Source organism: Dongia sp., assembly GCF_041910485.1.
Classification (GTDB): domain Bacteria; phylum Pseudomonadota; class Alphaproteobacteria; order Dongiales; family Dongiaceae; genus Dongia.
The window spans coordinates 157992-177809 of the sequence record NZ_JAYRQR010000062.1 but is presented as its reverse complement, the minus strand read 5'-3'; the positions used below and the strand labels follow the sequence as shown (position 1 = coordinate 177809).

The 19818-nt window shown below is 62.7% G+C and carries 15 protein-coding genes; 8 read left to right on the top strand and 7 right to left on the bottom strand.

Annotated elements, in window-relative coordinates:
• Positions 1-38 precede the first annotated feature (38 nt).
• The 7 genes from ACE3PP_RS20445 to galE form a co-directional block, all read right to left on the bottom strand.
• Positions 39-1160 carry a hypothetical protein gene (locus tag ACE3PP_RS20445; protein WP_374385146.1) on the bottom strand — a complete coding sequence of 374 codons (1122 nt, stop codon included), beginning with the start codon at positions 1158-1160 and terminating at the stop codon, positions 39-41.
• Positions 1157-3883, bottom strand: a complete 2727-nt coding sequence (locus ACE3PP_RS20440) for a glycosyltransferase (protein WP_374385145.1) — start codon at positions 3881-3883, stop codon at positions 1157-1159. The genes ACE3PP_RS20445 and ACE3PP_RS20440 overlap by 4 nt, the downstream gene beginning before the upstream one ends.
• On the bottom strand, positions 3883-5415 hold the full coding sequence (locus ACE3PP_RS20435) for a DUF6212 domain-containing protein (RefSeq protein ID WP_374385144.1): 1533 nt from the start codon (positions 5413-5415) through the stop codon (positions 3883-3885). Before ACE3PP_RS20435 ends, ACE3PP_RS20440 begins: the two co-directional genes overlap by 1 nt.
• A 200-nt stretch (positions 5416-5615) precedes the next feature.
• Positions 5616-6533 carry a glucose-1-phosphate thymidylyltransferase RfbA gene (rfbA, locus tag ACE3PP_RS20430; protein WP_374385143.1) on the bottom strand — a complete coding sequence of 306 codons (918 nt, stop codon included), beginning with the start codon at positions 6531-6533 and terminating at the stop codon, positions 5616-5618.
• Complete coding sequence (gene rfbD, locus ACE3PP_RS20425) at positions 6530-7423, bottom strand: dTDP-4-dehydrorhamnose reductase (RefSeq protein WP_374385142.1); 894 nt, start codon at positions 7421-7423, stop codon at positions 6530-6532. Before rfbD ends, rfbA begins: the two co-directional genes overlap by 4 nt.
• Positions 7424-7430: 7 nt before the next feature.
• Positions 7431-8048 carry a dTDP-4-dehydrorhamnose 3,5-epimerase gene (gene rfbC, locus ACE3PP_RS20420; RefSeq protein WP_374385141.1) on the bottom strand — a complete coding sequence of 206 codons (618 nt, stop codon included), beginning with the start codon at positions 8046-8048 and terminating at the stop codon, positions 7431-7433.
• A complete protein-coding gene (gene galE / locus ACE3PP_RS20415) occupies positions 8038-9030 on the bottom strand; it encodes a UDP-glucose 4-epimerase GalE (RefSeq protein ID WP_374385140.1) in 993 nt (330 codons plus the stop codon). Before galE ends, rfbC begins: the two co-directional genes overlap by 11 nt.
• A 165-nt stretch (positions 9031-9195) precedes the next feature.
• On the opposite strand from galE, the gene ACE3PP_RS20410 reads away from it, so the two are divergent.
• From ACE3PP_RS20410 to ACE3PP_RS20375, 8 genes are all read left to right on the top strand, one after another.
• The gene (locus ACE3PP_RS20410) at positions 9196-10398 is read left to right on the top strand and encodes a glycosyltransferase (protein ID WP_374385139.1); all 1203 of its coding nucleotides are present in this window, start codon (positions 9196-9198) and stop codon (positions 10396-10398) included.
• A 170-nt stretch (positions 10399-10568) separates the two neighbouring features.
• On the top strand, positions 10569-11471 hold the full coding sequence (locus ACE3PP_RS20405; RefSeq protein ID WP_374385138.1) for a calcium-binding protein: 903 nt from the start codon (positions 10569-10571) through the stop codon (positions 11469-11471).
• Between the two features lie 6 nt (positions 11472-11477).
• On the top strand, positions 11478-13769 hold the full coding sequence (locus tag ACE3PP_RS20400) for a glycosyltransferase family 2 protein (protein WP_374385137.1): 2292 nt from the start codon (positions 11478-11480) through the stop codon (positions 13767-13769).
• Complete coding sequence (locus tag ACE3PP_RS20395; protein ID WP_374385136.1) at positions 13766-14617, top strand: class I SAM-dependent methyltransferase; 852 nt, start codon at positions 13766-13768, stop codon at positions 14615-14617. Before ACE3PP_RS20400 ends, ACE3PP_RS20395 begins: the two co-directional genes overlap by 4 nt.
• The gene (locus ACE3PP_RS20390; RefSeq protein ID WP_374385135.1) at positions 14614-15969 is read left to right on the top strand and encodes a glycosyltransferase family 4 protein; all 1356 of its coding nucleotides are present in this window, start codon (positions 14614-14616) and stop codon (positions 15967-15969) included. Before ACE3PP_RS20395 ends, ACE3PP_RS20390 begins: the two co-directional genes overlap by 4 nt.
• A complete protein-coding gene (locus ACE3PP_RS20385) occupies positions 15959-16696 on the top strand; it encodes a hypothetical protein (RefSeq protein ID WP_374385134.1) in 738 nt (245 codons plus the stop codon). The genes ACE3PP_RS20390 and ACE3PP_RS20385 overlap by 11 nt, the downstream gene beginning before the upstream one ends.
• 3 nt (positions 16697-16699) lie before the next feature.
• Positions 16700-18451: a type I secretion system permease/ATPase gene (locus ACE3PP_RS20380; RefSeq protein WP_374385133.1), complete on the top strand. Its 1752-nt coding sequence runs from the start codon at positions 16700-16702 to the stop codon at positions 18449-18451.
• A complete protein-coding gene (locus ACE3PP_RS20375) occupies positions 18448-19773 on the top strand; it encodes an HlyD family type I secretion periplasmic adaptor subunit (RefSeq protein ID WP_374385132.1) in 1326 nt (441 codons plus the stop codon). Before ACE3PP_RS20380 ends, ACE3PP_RS20375 begins: the two co-directional genes overlap by 4 nt.
• Positions 19774-19818: the final 45 nt, after the last annotated feature.

Here is a 19818-nt window from a genome sequence, read left to right as displayed (position 1 = left end):
GAGTTGAATCGACCTGAGTGTCGGTCTCAGGGTGGTCTTTACTGCAAGGTGGTCGGTGCCAAATCGTGAACGAGATCGCTGAGCTTGCCGCAGCGTTCCAGTGCGAAGCCTTTGTCGGCGTTCCAGTCATAGTAGTAGGCGCGGGGAACGGCATCGCCGGCGCGCGCCAAGTGGGCAAGCAAAGGCTGCAACAGATCGTCGCGCGGATCCGTCACGGGGCAGGCAGTCGGTGCCAGCGCGCTGCCAAATTCCGTGATCCAGCAGGGGCGGCCCGCAAACGCCGGTGCGCCACACGAATCAAGCTGCTGCTCGATCAAGGTCCGCCGGTCGCCTTTATTGGCGCGCCGCAACGGTTCATAGAGATGGATGCCGACGGCACCGGCGGCCTGATAGATGCCGCGTGCGGCCAGGGCTTCTTCCATGACGTCCGGGGCGATATAGGTCGCGTTGCTGTGCTTGATGAACCCGGCATTGATGTCTGCCAGGCCCGCTGTGACCAGTGTGACATTTTTGAAAGCTGCGTCGGCGGCGAGGCGTTCGCGCACCAGGGATATCGCACGGCCATAAAGGTCGAGCCCGGCAATGAAACGATTCGGGAGACCGTCTGCGCGCTCGATCACATTGCCGCCGGCCACAAGCGGCAGATCGCCGTTGTAGCCGGACCAATTGATTTCGTTCCCCAGTTCGATGCCGAGAAGATCGATTTGCGCGTCCGCGGCATAGGCCAAGAGATCGTCAATGCGCGCGCGGAGGCGCTCGAGGTCGATCTGCGAAAGTCCATAGGCCGGGAAGAATGATCCGGCCTTCGCGCGTGGTGTGGCATCCTTTGTTGCGACCGCGCCATCGATGAGCGGCACAGTCACGACAATGCCGAGCCCCGCCTGCTTGGCGGCGGCGAAGGCAGCATAGGCGCGCGCCCGCGGTTCCTTCAATCCGATGCGGACGCTGGTAAAGCCGCTTTGCCGAATCTCCTCAAAGGTCGCCGCCATGTCGCTGGGAGGCGTCCAGGCGATGTTGGCCGTGGCGATGCCGATTTCGGTACCCCTGGGTTGCGCTTCGCTCGCTTGGACCGCGCCAGCAGCCACCATGCAGATTGCCGCTAGCAGGGCATGACGCCAGCCGGGAAAGTACCAGCCCGGAATAGGGTTGCCGCCGCTCATCGACCCGGACCCGAGGTTACGGTTCGGCGTAGCTCGATTTCCTCCGACCTGAATGGAAACCAAGCCTCGAGCCGTTGGATGAGCGGCGACAGGTTTGCGGCCCAGGAACGCGCGGCGACGATTTCCGCGCCACGTGTCGAGAGCCGGTTGTGCAGGTGAGGATCGGCGGCCAGCCGCTCGAGAGCACTCACCAGTTCTTGCGCCACGGCGGTATCGTCCGTGGCATCGATCAAAATACCGTCTGCATCATGCTCGATGAGTTCGGCAACGGCGCCGACGGCGGTGGAAACAGGCACGCAGCCGACGCGCTGCGCTTCGAGAATGGTGAGCGGCGCGCCTTCCCAGCGGGAAGTCAGCAGCAGGACGTCAGCCTCGGCAAAGGCATCGGCCAGCCCTTTCGAGGAATAGATGGCCGGCTCGAGCTTGATGCCGAGTTCGGCAAAACGTTCCGTCCAGGCGCCGCGCCCCTGTTCATTGAGGACTTCGCCACCGACCAGGCGGATATCGATCGGCAGGTTCCGGCGCTTGATCAAACGGGCGGCAGCATAGAGGCGCTCGATCCCTTTCTGCGAATCCAACCGGCCGATGAAAAGTGCCTTCAGCCGCTCTCCCAGGCCGCGCCGCTGACGCTGGCGCAGGATCGTCCGCACCTCGGCATCGCGCATCTCGAAACTGGGCGCGTTGCGGATATGCATCAGCTTGGCCTGCGGCACGCCCATGCCGTGGAACCAATCGACCATCTGCTGCGAGCAGGTGAGGATGAGGTCGTAGATATGCTCGTAGGCGAGGGCGACATAGGGATGCCCTGCCGCCCGACCCGAACGTGTCTGATCGAGGACGTGGACATGGTCGAGAATCTTGACGCCGCGTCGGCGCAGTTCGCCGAGGATCGCATTGACCGGCGCAACCTGGCAATTGACGACGACGTCGAGGCCCGAGAGCAGACCGACCAGCCGGTCGATGCGCGCACCGTCATCCTGCGCCATCATGATGTCATGGCCGGCGAAGTGATGCGGTCCGCCCCAGAGAGGATAGTCGTCCATGAGGAAATTGATGCTGGCGAAATCCGCCGGGTCGAAGACCAGTTCGCAGGCGGGTTTGCCGAGGACATAAAGATGCGTTTCGTAGCCGAGCCGTGAAAGCTCGCGCGCCATGGCATAGGCGACCTTTTCGACCCCGCCGAAGGAGGCGATCGGCAACAGGAACCCGATGCGCGGGGCCTGGTCCGCTTGCGCGATGCGCGGCGTCACCGGGGTCGCCCCCAGGGCCTCCCGCAGCAACCGGTAATGCGACCGGATCGGTGGGAAATAGCCGCCGCGCCAGGTCCAGCGCTGGCTCGCGGCGCGGCGATAGGCGGAGTCCCTGAAGACGCCCAGCGTCGAGAGAAGGCCGTTTGTCGCCGACAGGACGGTGCGGTCGAGGTCGAAGGCGCGGAAGGGGCCGCGAATGACCAGTTCGACCGTATCCGGTGATGGCCGGCGCGAGCGGATCGAGCTGATCCATTCGTCGGAGATATCCTCGACGCAGGCCTTGAAGAGATCGACAGAGCACATCCAGGCCAATGGCTTGCGCGCCATATAGTCCGGGGCCCCGGCCTCAAGCTGTTTCAGTTCCACCCGGCCGGCATCGTGCTCCAATCGGATGGCAACCAGATGATGCTTCTCCGCCAGCCGCTCGGCATGCCACAGCACATTGTGGAGGACGCCCAGCTTGCGCAGGGCCTCCAGATGAGCTGGTGCCATCCACATCATGAAGGGCGGGATACCGTGTGCGTCCGGCTCGGCGAGCGAGGCCCAATAGCGATCGATATAGGTCTCGAGGTCGATCCGTCCATGCGGCGCCACTGGATCGGTGAAGAGCGAGACGGCGTAGGTGCCGGGCGCAATCGCTGCATAGCGCGGTGCCTCGGCATGCTCCCATTGCAGCAAGGTGTCCGGCTGGAAGAGCTTCTTATGCTTCTCCCGGATATACGACATGATCGCGGCCTTGGTGCGATGCGAATCGCGCAACATGCTTTCGGCGCGCTGACGATAGTCGAACCCGAAGAAGGGGTAGTTGGCGCCGGTAAAGCCGTTGGAAATGCACTGCAGCCAGAAGTCCCAATCCTCGAAACCCGCCTTCATGCTCTCGTCGAAACGGATGCCGGCATCGAAGACGCGCCGCGCCACCATGGAACCGGCTTCGCAGATATTGTCGAAGGTGAGGTGCAGCAGGCGCGAATAGGGTGCTTGGTAGGAACCGTTCCAGGCGATGCCGAATTTATCGATGTTGGGATAGACCCAGGCTATCTCCGGCCGGCTAAGCAGGAAGTCGAACACGTCCTGCATCGCCGTAGGTGTGATGCGGTTGTCGGCATCAAGGAAGTAGACAGCTTCAAGGGCGGGGAAGAGGTCGAGCGCGAACGCCACACCGTAATTGCGGGCCGAGCTCAGGCCGCCATTGGTCTTGCGCACATAATAGACATTGGCGTGAGCCGAGGCATAGGCGGCGCCGATCAACTCCGTTTCGGGGAAGGGGCAACCATCATCGACGACAATGATCGCAATGCCGAAATCAGCTTGCTGTGCGAGGGCCGATTCGATCGCCTCGGTCAGCAGGATCGAATGCTTGTAGACTGGAATGACGATGGCGATGCGCGGCTCGCCCGGCACGGGCGCCGCTGCCGGAACAGCTTCGCCCGGTACATTCGCAATCCGCTGCATCTTGCGCGACCTGACTGACATCAGCCCTGCACCAAGGCATGAAGATTGAGGAAACGCGCCCAGGCGAAATCATGGTTGCCCGGCGTCACCATGCGGGTGACGAGGTAGAGGTCGCCCTTCTCGCGCGCGGGCGCATCAAGGAAAAGGCTTGCGAAGCGCGGTTGCTGCGCCGGGACACGCACCCAGCCGGAGAAGCCTTCGCCCGGCTGCGGATCCGCGGCGCCGGCCAGAAGATTGACGACACGCCCTTCATCGCGGCTCACGACCAAGGCGAACTCGACGTCGCGGGCCTTTTCATGAGCGACCAGCAGATTGGCGGATACCCGGACCGCACCTTCCGGGCAACCGCCGGCAATCTTCGCAATCGTGCTGCCGAAGGCGGGTGGGTGGCACGAAACGATTCTTTCGCCATCGAGATAGGAGACGCCTTCGAAGCCGCTCGATTCCGAATCCAGATTGACCTGCCGCGTCGTGCCGAGAAGGCCCGCCGGCAGGGCGAATTCGCGCAGGCCCGGTTCGCCTTTCTCCTGCCCCTTGCCGCCAGCAAAGGCGCCCTGACCCGGCGGCACCACGCCCGGCAAGCCGACATAAACCTGCATCGCCAAACTGGCGCTGGAGATGGATTGCCGGAGATCCGCGTCCTGGACCCGGAACAGCGGCAAGGGCTGTGCATTGCCCAGGGAAAAGGACGGAAGGTTGGCACGCGGATCGTCGACCGAGATGATGAGGCGCAGCGTTCGCCGCAGCCCTGCCAGCGATTTTTGCAGGCCCAGTGTCAACCAGCCGACACCGATTTCGGCGATCGGCAGCGACCAGGTCTCGACAAGCCGTCCGTCTTCGACCGTCTGCAAGGCGGCATGCAGAATGCCGTCGCTGCGCGGCGCGGCCCGGGCCACGTGCAGGCCAATGGCGCTCACACCGGTGCTGGCAACGGGCAGAATCTGGCTCACGCCACCGGCGCCGGCTGTCCCGAGGACATTCGGCTCCGCTTCGTCATCCAATGGCGGGTTGATGAAGGCTAGATCGAACGGCTGCAGCCCGGCGCGATCGATGAAGGCTTCCAAGGCGGCGAACCGATTCTGCAGATCTTCATTGGCTTGACGCGCATCGGCCAATTGCCGAAAGAGCGATGTCGTCATCGTGGCGTGCCGGTTGGCAAGCTGCTCGGCCTGCGCAAGCAGATGCCCGGCAACGGCCACGACGTCTTCTGCGCTGGTCTGGAAAATCTCCGGTATGCTGGCGTGGCTGCGCTTGGTCAGCCATTCCACGGCCCGCGTCGCCATTTCAATGTCGCTCGGCGCGAAGGCGATGATGGCGACAACCAGGGCAGGGGCTTCGCTGATGCGCAAATCGGCGCCTGCAGGATCGCGCAGCAGCAGATGATCGTCGGCCACCCGCTTGATCTTCAGCAGGGCATAATTTTCGCCGACCATCGCGCGGACGGCTTCACTCGCTTGTCCGCAGAACAGGATGGTCGGGCGCCGTAGATAGCCTCGCTTGGCTTGGTCGATGAAATGGACGTCCTGATTGCGAACGGTGGCAGCACTGATCACGCGCGCGCCCTTTCCCGGAAAGTTTCAGTTGTGCATCGGCCAGATCGATCTTGCGGTGCAATATTACCAGCGATCGAAGATGCGATCAAGAAAAGCATAAGTAAAAAAGACCGTGAGTCGTGATTACTATTGTTTAAAATCAAATATAAACGTGATTGTATTGTGATCACTTTGAGAAAATGTCCCAGAAATATTATCGATTATCTCCGAGCGCCGACGACCCGCAGCTGTGCAGGCGCAACATCGATCTGCAGTTCGCTCAACAAGGTCTTGAGGTACCGGCCATAGGCGCTGTCGGGGGCTGTTGCCGCGAGCTTTGCAAAACTGTTGGCGTCGATGAAGCCTTGGGTCAGCGCGATTTCCTCAAGGCATGCGATCTTGATGCCCTGACGGCTTTCCAATGCGCAAACGAACTGCGTTGCGGCCATCAGCGTCTCCGGCGTACCCGTGTCGAGCCAGGCAAAGCCACGACCGAGTCGTTCGACGGCAAGTGTCCCTGCCGATAGATAGCGGGCATTGATGTCGGTGATCTCCAGCTCGCCGCGCGCGGACGGCGTCAGTTCGGCGGCGATGTCGCTCACGCGCCCATCGTAGAAGTAGAGACCCGTAACCGCCCAATTGGATTTGGGCCGGCGCGGCTTCTCCACGATGGAAAGAGGACGCTGTTCCGCGTCCAATTCAACGACGCCATAGCGCTGCGGATCGTCGACACGGCACGCAAAGATATGTGCGCCGTGGGTTAGCTCTGCGGCGCGTTGCAGACGCTCGCTGAGGCCGCTGCCGAAATAGAGGTTATCGCCGAGGATGAGTGCCGATGGTTCACCGTTCAGGAACTGCTTGCCGATCAGGAACGCCTGGGCAATGCCTTCCGGGCGAGGTTGCAGGGCATAGGTGATATTCAATCCCCAGCGATGCCCGTCCCCAAACATATCGACATAGCGATCGATGTCGCGGGGGGTCGATATCAGCATTATATCGCGGATGCCGGCCAGCATGAGGGTTGCCAGCGGATAATAGATCATCGGCTTGTCGTGGATCGGCAGCAGTTGCTTCGTCACCGATGCCGTCATCGGATAAAGACGGGAACCGGTGCCGCCCGCGAGAATGATGCCTTTCATGCGGCTTCCCTTCGGTTGCGAAGTGCGTTGACGAGGCCAGGAAGGGCCGCTCGCCAATCTGGAGCCAGGTAGCCCAAACTGGCGGCAAACCTGCAATCCAGCGCGCTGTTGAGCGGACGCGGCGCCGGACGCGACAGATCGGCAAGCTTCGCTGGCGTCAGCGCTGGCCGCAGGTGCATGCCCAGGTCTTGACCAACATCAAGGATGGCGCCGGTGAAGTCGAACCAGCTCACCGCTGGGCCGCCGGCGACGTGAAGACAGGCCGGCAAGCGGCGACCGGCGGTGAGATCCAGGGCAACGGCCGCAATCAGGCGCGCAAGATCGGCAGCCGGTGTCGGCGAGCAGACTTGATCCGCCACCATGTGTATTTCGGTGCCGGGCACGGCGGCCTTCGCCAAAATCGCTTTGAGGAAGTTCTGGCCGTGCCGGCCGAACAGGCTGGCACTCCGTACGGTGACGGCACGGGCGCCGCTGGCCGCCACGGCGCGCTCACCCGCCATCTTCGTCTGGCCATAGACCGACAAAGGCGCCGTCTCATCATCCTCTCGGTAGGGCCGGCCGGCCGCGCCGGAGAAGACATAGTCTGTCGAAATATGGACCAGGGGAATGCCCAACGTCTCCACAACCCCGGCAATCACCGCTGGTGCCTCGGCATTCAGTTGCTGCGCGAGAAACGGCTCGGCCTCGGCCCGGTCGACCGCCGTATAGGCGGCCGTATTGATCACGGCGACTGGGTCGAGGGCACGAATCTGCCGGGTGACATCCGCCACGCTGAGAATGTCGACCTCGCCGCGCCCCAGAAAACACGGACGAATACGCCGCGGCCAGGCGAGGTCGGCCAGTTCCCGCGCCAATTGACCATTGCGGCCGAAGATGGCGATCTTGCGCATCGGAATCTCAGGCACGCGCGCGCCTCGGCAATGCCGGCACCACTTCGGGCGCGCTGTCCATCGGCACATGACCCCAATCGATCGGAGAGAGGTCACGCAGGCGTGGCAGCAAGGCATCCTTTTCGGAAACGAGAATCTCGGCAGTCGTGAACGGCCAATCGATGCCCAGATCCGGATCGTCCCAGGCAATCCCGCCTTCGGCCTGCGGTGCATAGGGGGCGGAGACCTTGTAGTGGATCAAGGTTTCCGGCTGCAGCGAACAGAAGCCATGCGCGAACCCGGCTGGTACCAGCAGGTGCTGACCGCTGGATGCCGACAAGTGGATGCTAGTCGGTCGGCCGAAATGCTGTGATCCCCGGCGCAAGTCCACAACGACGTCCAATATGGCGCCGGCCAGAACCGTGACCAGTTTGGCCTGCGCATGCGGCGGCCGTTGGAAGTGCAAACCACGCACCACGGCTGGTTGGCTGGTAAGCGAGACATTGTCCTGGCAGAAGTCGGGCAGTTCTTCGCTTCCTTGGCGGCGGTGAAGCTCCATGAACCAGCCGCGCGCATCGTTGAACCGCCGCCCTTGGATGAGTCTTACGCCGTCCGGCAGAGTGGTCGCCACGGGATCATACGGCAAGGCGAACCTCCTCGGTCTTCGTATGCCAGCGCCAGGCGCTCGAGACGATCGCTTCAAGAGAGGAGCCGGTGGCCCGCCACCCGAGACTCTCGGCGGCATGCTTCGGATCGGCATAGAGCGAGGGCGGGTCGCCGGCCCGCCGAGGCGCCACTTGCTGGGCTACGGCATGACCTGCCTCCCGGGCCACGGCATCGATGACCTGACGGACAGAATAGGGTCGGCCGGTGCCCAGATTGAAAGCGTGGAAGCCCGCATTGCTCGCCAGGAACTCGATCGCCCGTACATGTGCGGCACCCAGATCGTTCACATGGATGTAGTCGCGCTCGCAAGTTCCATCAGCCGTCGGATAGTCGGTGCCGAAAATCTGCACGGGGCCGCGCTCACCGCGAGCAGCGCCGATCACCAGGGGGATAAGGTGCGTCTCCGGCTGGTGCGCTTCGCCGATTCCATCATCGGCCGCAGCGCCGGCGGCATTGAAGTAGCGCAGGGCGGCCGCGCGCAGGCCGTAGGCCGCGGCAAAGTCCTTGAGGATGGTCTCGACCATCAGCTTCGACCGTCCGTAGACGTTGATCGGCACCTGCGGATTGTTTTCGGCGATCGGGCATCGCTCCGGTTCTCCATATGTGGCGCAGGTGCTCGAGAAAATGAAACGGTCGATGCCGGCTGCCTGCATCTCCTGCAGCAGAGCCAGCGTGCCGCCGACATTGTTCTCGTAGTAGCGGGACGGCACCGTCCCCGATTCCCCGACCAAGGAGAGGGCCGCGAAATGCATGACGGCAACCGGTCGATAGCGGGTGAGGGCGGCGTTGACGAATTGACGGTCGGCAATATCGCCGACTTCGAGCGGCCCCCACTTCACGGCCCAGCTGTGCCCCGTCGACAGATTGTCGAGTGTGATTGGAAGATAGCCGCTTGCAGCGAGCATGCGGCAAGCATGAGAGCCGACATAACCAGCACCGCCAGTCACCAACACAGGCCGCATCAGAACACCTCTTTCGCTGTTGATCGAAAAGAGGGTAGCAAAGGAAAAGTAGTTCGGCACTATTTACAATATTCGTAAAGGCCAAGCGAATGTACTTCTGCCGAGACTTGCAAGAAGATGTGCGTTGAACGAATTATGTGACAGATCAGTGATGCGGAGTTGCCTGTGAATTTTCTCTTCGTCCATCGCGACTTCCCCGGCCAATTCGGCGCACTCGCGACGCACCTTGCCAAATCGATGCATCATCGTGTTGCTTTCATAACTTCTCAGGAAGTGGCATCGGAAGATATTGATGTGCGCACGTTTCGTCCGAAAAGATCGGCGTCACCTAACACGCATCACTATCTGCACGCATTCGAGGCAGGCGTGCTCAATGGACAGGCAGTCTATGAAGCGGCGCATAAGCTGCGCGCGGACTTGTTCATACCGGATGTGATTTTCGCACATTGTGGCTGGGGCACGTCACTCTATCTGCGCGAAGCATTTCCAACTGCGCGCCTCGTCGGCTATTTCGAATGGTACTATCATCCGCATGGCAGTGACGCCGACTATCTAGAGCCCAACGCTGTCACGCCAGATAATGCCTGCCGGATTCGGACTCTCAACGCGCCGCTCCTGATGCAATTGGAGGATGTCGATTTAGGCCTTGTACCAACGGCATTTCAGGCGCGTACACTGCCGCAAAGCTATCAGCATAAATTGCGGATACTTCACGATGGTGTGGATACGGACTACTTCGTTCCCAATCGCGCGGCGTCGCGCAATTTTGGAACGCTGGACCTCTCCGACGTTAAGAGATTGCTAACCTTCGCGACGCGGGGGATGGAGCCCTATCGCGGCTTCCCCCAGTTCATGCAGGCCATCGACGGCCTGCTCCGCATGGATAAGGATCTCCATGTTGCCATTGCCGGTGAAGACGCGACCTACTATTCGCGCATGCTGCCTGATGGCGATACATATAAGGCCAAAGCGCTGCGGGAATTGCCGCAGCTCGCAATTGAACGCGTGCATTTCATGGGCACGTTGCCGCGCGACTCATATCGTCGGCTACTGCAGATTTCAGATCTTCATGTCTATCTGACGGTGCCCTTTGTACCGTCCTGGTCGTTGGTCGAAGCGATGGCGTGCGGCTGTCACATCGTGGCCTCTGATACAGAACCGGTGCGCGAGGTACTTGGAACTGACATCTGCGCACATTTGACCGACTTTCGTGATGTATTGAATTTGGAAAAAGTGATTCAGCGCGCGCTGGCGTCGGTCGATGAGTCCCATCGGTTGCGTGCGGCTGCCAGAAAGCGCGCTGAAATGGCCTTTTCTCAAACACTGTTGCTGCCGCAGTGGGAGAAAATTGCAACCGATGGCCGGTGAATGTGGCTCTTCGCAGCTGCCACCAAAGTATAAGGTCGCAGAATTACATTGGCGCAAATATCGATCATAGTTTTATCACAATAGATCAGTTGCAGAGCTCGTCGCGACCTGTTCAATTACCAGCGGTTTCGGCACCACGACCATCCATCCAAGCGACGAGGAGAGACAAGATGGCGACAATACCGGGCGGTGATTTCGCCGACCGTCTTGTCGGCACCAGCCACGGGGACGTGATCCTGGGCGGCGGCGGTGACGACGCGATAGCCGGCGGCGGCGGCAGAGATTTCATCGATGGCGGCAGTGGCCACGATTGGATCAATGGCGGGGCCGGCAGCGATTTCATCAATGGCGGCACCGGGTCCGATCACATTCTGGGCGGTTCCGGCCACGACACGGTCTTCGGCGGTGCCGACGCCGATTACATCAACGGCGGTTCCGGCGAAGATTCGATCTTCGGCGGTGGCGGCGATGACTGGATCAACGGCGGCAGCGGCGACGACAATCTGTTCGGCGGTGACGGCAAGGACGACCTCACCGGCGGCAACGGCGACGACAAGCTGTTCGGCGGCGATGGCGACGATGCGCTCCGCGGTGGCAATGGCGACGACCGCCTTGAAGGCGGCGCCGGCAATGACAGCCTCAACGGCGGCAACGGCGACGACCTGCTGAAGGGCGGGGCCGGCAATGACAGCCTCGATGGCGGCAAGGGCGATGACCACCTGGTGGGTGGCGATGGCTCCGACCGGCTCTCGGGCGGTGACGGCGACGACATTCTCGACGGCGGCGCCGGCAACGACTTCCTGCGCGGCGGTGCGGGGGACGACACGTTCGTCTTCCACGGCGGCGGCGGCCAGGACGTGGTCATGGACTTCGAGGAAGGCGAGGACATCCTGCGCGTCTCGAAGAACATCAACGGTCTCGATCTCCATGATGCAGGCGATGTCGCGTCGCTGGCACACGAGGTCGGCGGCAACACGGTGATCGATTTTGGCAGCGGCGATCAGGTGACCCTGGTCGGCGTCAAGGTGGCCGACGTCCAGGCCAACCCAAGCGCCTTCTTCGTCATCAGCTGATAGTCGGTGGCGCCGGAACCGGTCGCGACAGCGGCCAAACGTTCCGGCGCCATTTTTCTGTCGATCATTTGGACCGATCGGGTGGTTGCGCAAGGCATGCTGGTACAGCCCATCGACAAGAGTTCAGAGCTTCCGGCCGCGATCGGCAGTGCGGCCCTGCGCCCATCGGGCTTCCAGGTGCCGGGTGGACTTTGTGCCGTCATCGTCGATGGTGCTGGTAGCATCGCCGTGCAGAGCGGCGGGAAGCCGCTGCCACCCCCCGTCATCAAGGTGGCGTTGCCCCTCAGTGACGGCGGCAATCGGCAATTGATCATCTTCCATCCCTCGGCCGGCGCCCGCATCGACCTTTCGAGCCGCGAGACCGGCGTGATCGCCCCTGTCGTGCCGGGCGATTTTGCACCGCTCGAGCGTGGCGCCTTGCTGCTGGGCCTCGATTCCGTCGGCCGTTTGCGGCTGATGCGGCAGATGCTCGATGTCTGCCGCGATCTCTTCGATCTCCGCCACGATGTCGGCTATGGCCGCCTGTGCCGGGCGCTGACGAGCGATCTCGTCGGTACGCCGGCTTCGCTTCAGCCGCAGGCCGTCGTCAGCGATCGCTTCGCCCTGGCGAGCGGCACGCTGCCGGCGGGCTTCGGCGCGATCAAGGATCTGTTCGTCGTCGGCGAGCGCGGCATCGGCGCCGTCCAGCACCAGCCGCAGCCCTTCGGCCGCAACGGTACGTTGTTCCTGCTTGAGCGCGCCATGCTGCGTGCCGGCTCGCTGCTGGTGGCCCTGGGTGAGCATGAGGTGGCGGCGTGGAAAGTGGGCGAGCTGCCCGATCTTCCCTTCCTCAGCTGGCTGCGCGCCAACCGGAAGCAGGCGCGACCCGTGCGGGGTTTCGTCGTCCGCGCGCTCGCCGATGCGGCCGCGCTGGATGCCAGTGCCGAGATCCTGCTGCGCGAATTGGAACTGCTGCAGCCGGCGGCCAAGCGTGACATCTATGACAAGGCGACGCCCATCGGCGCCGGAATCGATCTTCTCGTCTCCGATGGGGCCGGCGGCATCTTCCTGCGTGGCTGGCTGCGCGATCCGCATCAGCTGGTTGTCCGGGCCGAGCTTTCCTGCCCTGGCATGGCACCGCAGCGGCTCGACGAGACCTGGCTGCGCTTCCCGCGTCCCGATATCGACAAGCATTACGATGGCAGGCCGCTCACCAACGGCTTTGCCGCTTTCCTGCCGGCGGCCGGCCGTCTGCATGGCCAGGCGAAGATCGAGCTGCATCTCGCCTCCGGTGCGACACTCGACGTGCTGGCACGGCCGGCAATCGGCAACGCGGCGCAGCTGCGCGATGCCATCCTCGGCGCGGTGCCGCCCGAATGTCTCACCACCCAGGCCATTGCCGAGGTGATCGCACCGCCCGCGGCGCGCCTCCACGCGGATTATCTCGGCATGCGCAAGACCCCCGACATCGTTGAGTTGGGCACCAAGGTCGCCAACCCCACCTATTCGATCATCGTGCCGCTCTATCGCAATCTGGATTATCTGCGCTTCCAGATCGGCGCCTTCGCGGTCGATCCGACGTTGCGCGGCGCCGAGATCATCTACGTGCTCGATTCGCCCGAACAGCGCGCGGACCTCGTCCATTTCCTGAGCGGCCTGCATCAGCTCTACGATCTGCCGCTGACGATCCTCATCATGTCGGGGAATTTCGGCTATGCCGCCGCCAACAATGCGGCGGCGGCCGTCGCGCGCGGAAAATTCCTGCTGCTCCTCAACTCCGATGTCGTGCCGGAAGAATCCGGCTGGCTGGAGCGGCTGGCGGCGCCGTTGCTCGGCCAGCCCAAGGCGGTGGCATCCGGCGCGCGCCTCCTTTTCGACGACCAGTCGCTGCAGCATGCGGGCATGCGCTTTGCCCGCGATGCCGGCGGGCATTGGCTCAATCTGCATTACTTCAAGGGCGCCCCGCGCGACTTCGCGCCCGCCCTGTCGACGCGTCCCGTGCCGGCGGTGACGGGTGCGGCGCTGCTGGTCCGCGCCGACAGCTTTCGATCGGTCGGTGGCTTTACCGAGGATTACATCATCGGCGATTACGAAGATTCCGATCTCTGCCTGAAGCTGCGCGCGGCCGGTGGCGAGATCTATTTCTGCCCCGATGCAACGCTCTTTCATTTCGAGCGCAAATCGATCAACCGCCATGCCGGCTATCAACGCTCGGTGGCCGGTCTCTACAATCGGTGGCTCGCCGGCCGGCGCTGGGATCAATCCATGTCCGAGCTGATGGGGCGCTTTGAAGCGGCAGAAGCGGGAGCTGTCTCGTGAACGCCTTGACCCGCTCGCAAGGTGCCGAGTCGGAAGCGCTGGAAGAGGCGGCTCTCGCGGCGCTGCTCAAATCGATCCGGCGCAACCGATTCCTGCCGATCCCGCCGCAGGAGCGCAACTTCGTCGGCGATGGCGACTTTCTGGCGATCGGCTGTGAGTTCCTGCGCCATTTCGTCGAACTGGGCGGTTTGCGGCCACAGCATCGCGTGCTGGAAATCGGCTGCGGCATCGGCCGCATGGCATTGCCGCTCACCCAATATCTCGAAGCGCCCACGGGCACCTATGACGGTTTCGATGTCGTCGCCGAAGGTATCGATTGGTGCCGCGAGAATATCAGCGGCATCTATCCCGATTTCCGCTTCCAGCATCTCGACTTCAATAATGAACTCTACAATCCGGCGGGCGCTCTCGCGGAGACGGGCAATCTGCCCTTCGCCGACAAAAGCGCCGATTTCATCTTCATGACGTCGGTGGTGACGCATCTCGACCCGGCTTTCACTGACTTCTATTTCCGCGAGGCCGCGCGAATCCTTTGTCCCGGCGGCAGGCTTTTCCTCACAGCTTTCGTGCTTGACGGCAGCAACCGCCGCCTGGTTGAAGCGAAGAAGGCGCGGCCCGCTTTCCATCTGGAGGGGGATGGTCCTGCCTATATCGCCGACCGCGCGCATCCGATGGCGGCTGTCGCCTATGACAATGACTGGCTCCTGGCGACGGCGCGGGAACAGGGACTGCAATTGGCCCGGCCGATCGCCTTCGGTCACTGGAGTGGCCGCTCGGCTGAGAACTATCAGGACATTTGCGTGTTTCAACACGGCAAGCCCGCACTATCGCGACGGAACCCGGCATGACGAAACTCAAGGTCCTCCATCTTTGCCACAATCATCCGGCCCTCCATCCGGGCGGGACCGAGATCTTCGCGCTCGATCTCCATCGCCAGATGGTGCGGCAGGGGGATGTCGACGGACTCTTCATCGGCTGCGTCGACCAGAACCATCGGCAGCAGCGTCCGGGTACGGTCTTCCAGGGGATCGGTGCCGGCAGCAATGAAATGCTGATGTGGACCGGCCATTTCGACAATTTCTACCTGTCGCAGATCGATCTTCACGGCATCGTGCCGGAATTCAGCGAGATGTTGACGACGCTGAAGCCGGACATCGTCCACTTCCATCATATTCTGCTGATGGGCGTCGAGATCCTGTTTCTGGTGCGCCGCGTTCTCCCGAAGGCGAAGATCGTCCTCTCCCTGCACGACTATTACGCCATCTGCGCCCATGACGGCCAGATGATCACGACGGGCGAGCGCCGTCCATGCCAGCAGGCGACGCCCGACGCGTGCCACCGCTGCTTCCCGCAACTCGATCAGGAGCATTTCGTTCTCCGCGAGCGGCACATCAAGACCCATTTCTCCGTCGTCGACCGGTTCCTCTCGCCCAGCAATTTCCTGCGCCGCCGCTATATCAATTGGGGACTGGCGCCGGATCGGATCGACGTCATGCGCAATGCGCGGCCCGAGTCTCAAATCGCGCCGCATCGGCAAATGCGTGGCGAAGAGGGACGCAACCGTTTCGCCTATTTCGGCAATCTCAATCCCAACAAGGGCGTTCTGGTGCTGCTCGAGGCGGCACGGCTCCTCAACCAGCGCCGCCCCGGCAGCTTCCGGGTCGACATCCACGGCGGGGCACCGTTTCAGAGCGATGCCTTCAAGGCCGACCTCAAAGAGGCGCTGGCCAAGGTCGATGGGTGTGTGCGCTGGCATGGCGCCTATCAGGCGGAAGAGATGGCGGGCCTCATGCGCGACGTCGATTGGGTCGTGACGCCGTCTGTGTGGTGGGAGAATGCGCCCCTCGTCATCGACGAGGCCTTCGTTCATCGCCGTCCCGTGATCGCGAGCAACATGGGCGGCATGGCTGAATCGGTGACGGACGGTGTCGACGGGCTGACCTTCCGCCCCGGCGATGCCGCCGCCCTTGCCGACACGATGGAGCGGGCGCTGGCCGAGCCAGACCTGTGGGAAGAGTTGGTGGACGGTATCGCGCCGCGGCGGACCTTGGAAACCTGTGCCGCCGAACATGTGGCGCTCTATCGCCGCCTGCTGGGCGCCGAGACGTCGAGGATGAAAGCGGCGCCGCCAAAGAAACCGGCCACGAAACCGCGCCGTGCGGGAAAGAAATCGGAAGGGAGTGCCGTCCATGTCGGCTAACGCGGACAGCGTCACGCAATTGAGCCCGCAAGGCCAGCCAGCCAATGGCGCCGCCCATATCCAGGGCTATATCGACGCGATCGAACCGGACCGGCTCTATGGCTGGGCTTGGAACACGACCGACCCATCCGAGCGGCTGTACGTCGAAATCCGTCAAGGCGAGCAGTTGATCGTGCGCCTGGAGGCCAATCAGCCGCGGCCGGATCTCGTCGCGAACGGGATCGGCGATGGCCGCTATGCGTTCGTCGCCAATGTGCCGGCGATCGGCGAGATCGACCGGGCCTCGCCCATTTCCGTCACGGCCTTCACGGCCGACGGTGCCGCCTCGGTCGAACTCAAGAAGCAGAATGGCGCGGCGGCGCCGGCCAATGTGAGTGCCGCCGTCCTCGGCGAAATCCGGGCGCGCGATCAGCGCCTGCAGGGCCAAATCAAGCAACTTGTGTCGGTCGCCAAGGAACGTGGCGGGCTGGACCAAACGCTCAATGAGCGTGTTGCGCAATCGCTCGAAAAGCTTGACGAAGCACTGCCTGAAATCGATCACCGCCTGCAGGCGATCGAAGTCTTCCAGTTGCGCTTCGACACGCTCATGCAGGGTTTCGACAAACGGCTCGCCGTGGTCGAGCACAAATCGCACCAGCGCAAGCCGCTGCTGCTGTGGGTCTGGGCTTCCGTGACGACGGCGACGACCTTGGCGTTCCTGGCGCATCTCATCTTGCAGGGTCTTTAGAATATGGCCGCCAGCAAGACCAAGAGCAGCCTGCATATCAATCCGTTCGAGGCGGCGGTCCGCGCCTTGCGCGGTGGCTTTGCCTATGTCGGTTTTCTCACTTTCTTCATCTGCATCTGCCAGCTGATCGTGCCGCTCTTCATGGTGCAGGTCTATGACCGTGTCCTCGGCAGCCGCAGTCTCGATACGCTGACGGCCCTGATCGTCGTTGCGGTGGGCGGCCTCATCCTCCTCGGCGGCCTCGAATATATCCGCAGCCGCGTCTATCACGTCCTTGGCGACCGGCTGGCACGGCGCCTCAATTCGGCAACGCTCGAGGCGGCGGTTGCCGACAATCTCGATGGCCACAACAATCATCCGGGTCAGGCGCTGCGCGATCTCGGCGATCTCCGCCAGTTTATCACCAGTTCGGCCATCAGCGTGCCGTTCGAGGCAATGTTCGTGCCGCTGTTCCTGACTGTCCTTTTCATGCTGCATTGGGTCTATGGCGTCATCGCCATCTGTGCCGCCCTGATGCTGGTCAGCCTCAGCCTGGCGATGGAAATGGTTGCCCGCCGGCCGCTCGCCGAGGCGAACGAGGCATCGGTCAAGAGCACCGGCCAAACCTCGGCCGCTTTGCGCAATGCCGAAGTCATTCAGGCGATGGGCATGCTGCCGGCGATTGCCAAGCGCTGGGAGCATGCGCAGTACAAAGTGCTGCAGGGCCTCGACGAGGGCAATCGCCGCTCGCGGGCGATGTCGGCTTTGTCGAAGACGCTGCGCTACATGCTGCAGATCACAATGATGTCGTCGGGCGCCATCCTGGTCATCGAGCGCATGGCCTCGCCCGGTACGATGGTCGCGGCCTCCATCATCATGGGGCGCATGCTGCTGCCGTTCGATCATCTCATCGAAGGCTGGCGGCAATGGATCTTTGCACGCGGCGCTTACACGCGGCTGCGCGATCTTATCGGGCGTGTCGAACACCGGCCGGCCGGTATGGCGCTGACCAATGCCGAAGGACGCTTGGTGGTTGATCGCTTGGGTTTCATCCCCAACGGTTCTGATCGCGCCGTCCTGCGCAACATCACCTTCGCGCTCGAACCGGGCGAAGTTCTCGGGGTCATCGGTCCCTCGGCAGCCGGCAAATCGACGCTGGCGCGTCTTCTTGTCGGTGTGTGGAAACCGACCCAGGGTGCCGTCTATCTCGACGGGCAGAACGTGGTCAACTGGGACCGCCAGTCCTTCGGCAAGGCCGTCGGCTATCTGCCGCAATCGGTTTCGCTGCTCGAGGGTACGGTGCGCGAAAACATTGCCCATATGGGCGAGGCCGATCCGGCGCACGTCGTCGCGGCCGCAAGGCGCGCCGATGTACATGAAACCATCGGCACCTTGCCGCATGGCTACGACACGGAGATCGGCGAACAGGGCTATTCGCTCTCCGGCGGCCAGCGCCAGCGCATCGGTCTTGCCCGCGCGCTCTTCGGCAACCCGGCCTTCATCGTGCTCGACGAGCCCAACGCCAATCTCGACCAGACCGGCGAACAGGCGTTGATGAATGCGCTGGCGGCGGCCAAAGCGGATGGAACGACCATCGTTCTCATTACGCACCGACCGTCGATTGTCGGCATCTGCGACAAGCTTTTGGTGTTGCGCGACGGTGGCATGGCGCAGTTCGGACCGCGCGCGGATGTGCTGCGCTCGGTAACGGCATCCGGCAAGGCCGAAGGTGCCCTGGCGCCCACCGCGGGCGTGGCAAGGTTGGTGAAATCATGAGTGTCATCGAACTCGGCCATCCGGGCCTCACCTATCCGGAACCGTCGCTTCGGCGCTATGTCATCTTGGGCTCAACCATTGTCTTCCTGGGCTTTGGCGGCTTCCTTGCCTGGGGGTTGCTGGCCTCGCTGGATCGTGCGGCGATCGCCGACGGTACCGTGGTTGTCGACAGCAACAAGAAATCGGTCCAGCATCTCGAAGGTGGCATCGTCAGGGAAATACTCGTGCGTGACGGCGACCAGGTGAAGGCCGGCGACGTTCTCATCCGCCTCGATCCGACACAGATCGCCGCGCAAATGAACCAATTGCAGATGGAGCATTTCTCCCGCCTCGCCCGGATCGCGCGTCTCACAGCCGAGCAGGAAGGTCGCGACGAGATCGAATTCCCGGCCGAGCTGACAGCTGCCCAGGCGGATCCGGCGGTCGCCGCCTTGATCGCGTCGCAGCAGGCGCTCTTCAAAGCGCGTACCTCGGCCTACGAGGAAGGCGCCAGCATGCGCGAAAAGAAGATCGGCGAATCCCAGAACGAAATTGTCGGTCTGAAGAGCCAGATCGCGGCGGCCCAGGAAATGCGTGCCATTTCCGAGAAGCAGTTGGTCAGTGTGCGGGAACTCTATACCAAGGGTCTCGCCGTGATTCCGCGACTGCGTGGCCTCGAAAGCGACGTCGCGCAATTGGGCGGCCGTATCGGCGAACTGACGTCCAATATCGCGCGCGCGTCGGATACGATTGCCGGCCTGAAGATCGAGATTGAGAATCTGCGCTCGACCCGTGCGACGGAAGTGAATGCCGAACTGCAGCAGGTCCTCTCCGAAGGTACGGATTATGAGGGCAAGCTCGCGGCCTTGCAGGACGTGTCGAAGCGCATGGACGTGCGTGCGCCGCAGGGCGGCCGCATCGTCAACATGCAGGTATTCGGTCCGGGCGCCGTCATCGAGCCGGGCAAGCCGATCCTCGACATCGTGCCGCAGGATGAGCAGCTGGTTGTCGAGGCGAAGGTGAAGACCGATGACATCGACTCCGTCCACGCCGGCTTGAAGGCGGAGGTGAAGCTGCTTGCCTACAAGCAGCGGCGGGTCCCGGCCATCGATGGCGAAGTGCTGACGGTTTCCGCCGATCGGTTGGTCGAAGAACGCTCAGGCGTCGCCTATTACATCGCCCGCGTGAAGCTCGATCTCTCTTCCCTGCCGCCGGGCATGAATGTGACACCTTATCCCGGCATGCCGGCCGAAGTGCTGATAGCGACCGGTCCGCGCCGGGCGATCGACTATTTCACGTCGCCGCTGACAGACACCTGGCACCGCGCGTTCCGCGAGGAATAGATGGGATATTGGTCCTTCTGGCCATTCCGGCCGGCAAGGGGTATG

Coding starts and splice junctions, on each gene's coding strand:
- ACE3PP_RS20375 (WP_374385132.1), top strand. CDS start 18,448: ATGAGTGTCATCGAACTCGGCCATCCGGGCCTCACCTATCCGGAACCG.
- ACE3PP_RS20440 (WP_374385145.1), bottom strand. CDS start 3,883: ATGTCAGTCAGGTCGCGCAAGATGCAGCGGATTGCGAATGTACCGGGC.
- galE (WP_374385140.1), bottom strand. CDS start 9,030: ATGCGGCCTGTGTTGGTGACTGGCGGTGCTGGTTATGTCGGCTCTCAT.
- ACE3PP_RS20390 (WP_374385135.1), top strand. CDS start 14,614: ATGACGAAACTCAAGGTCCTCCATCTTTGCCACAATCATCCGGCCCTC.
- ACE3PP_RS20405 (WP_374385138.1), top strand. CDS start 10,569: ATGGCGACAATACCGGGCGGTGATTTCGCCGACCGTCTTGTCGGCACC.
- rfbD (WP_374385142.1), bottom strand. CDS start 7,423: ATGCGCAAGATCGCCATCTTCGGCCGCAATGGTCAATTGGCGCGGGAA.
- ACE3PP_RS20385 (WP_374385134.1), top strand. CDS start 15,959: ATGTCGGCTAACGCGGACAGCGTCACGCAATTGAGCCCGCAAGGCCAG.
- rfbA (WP_374385143.1), bottom strand. CDS start 6,533: ATGAAAGGCATCATTCTCGCGGGCGGCACCGGTTCCCGTCTTTATCCG.
- ACE3PP_RS20380 (WP_374385133.1), top strand. CDS start 16,700: ATGGCCGCCAGCAAGACCAAGAGCAGCCTGCATATCAATCCGTTCGAG.
- ACE3PP_RS20445 (WP_374385146.1), bottom strand. CDS start 1,160: ATGAGCGGCGGCAACCCTATTCCGGGCTGGTACTTTCCCGGCTGGCGT.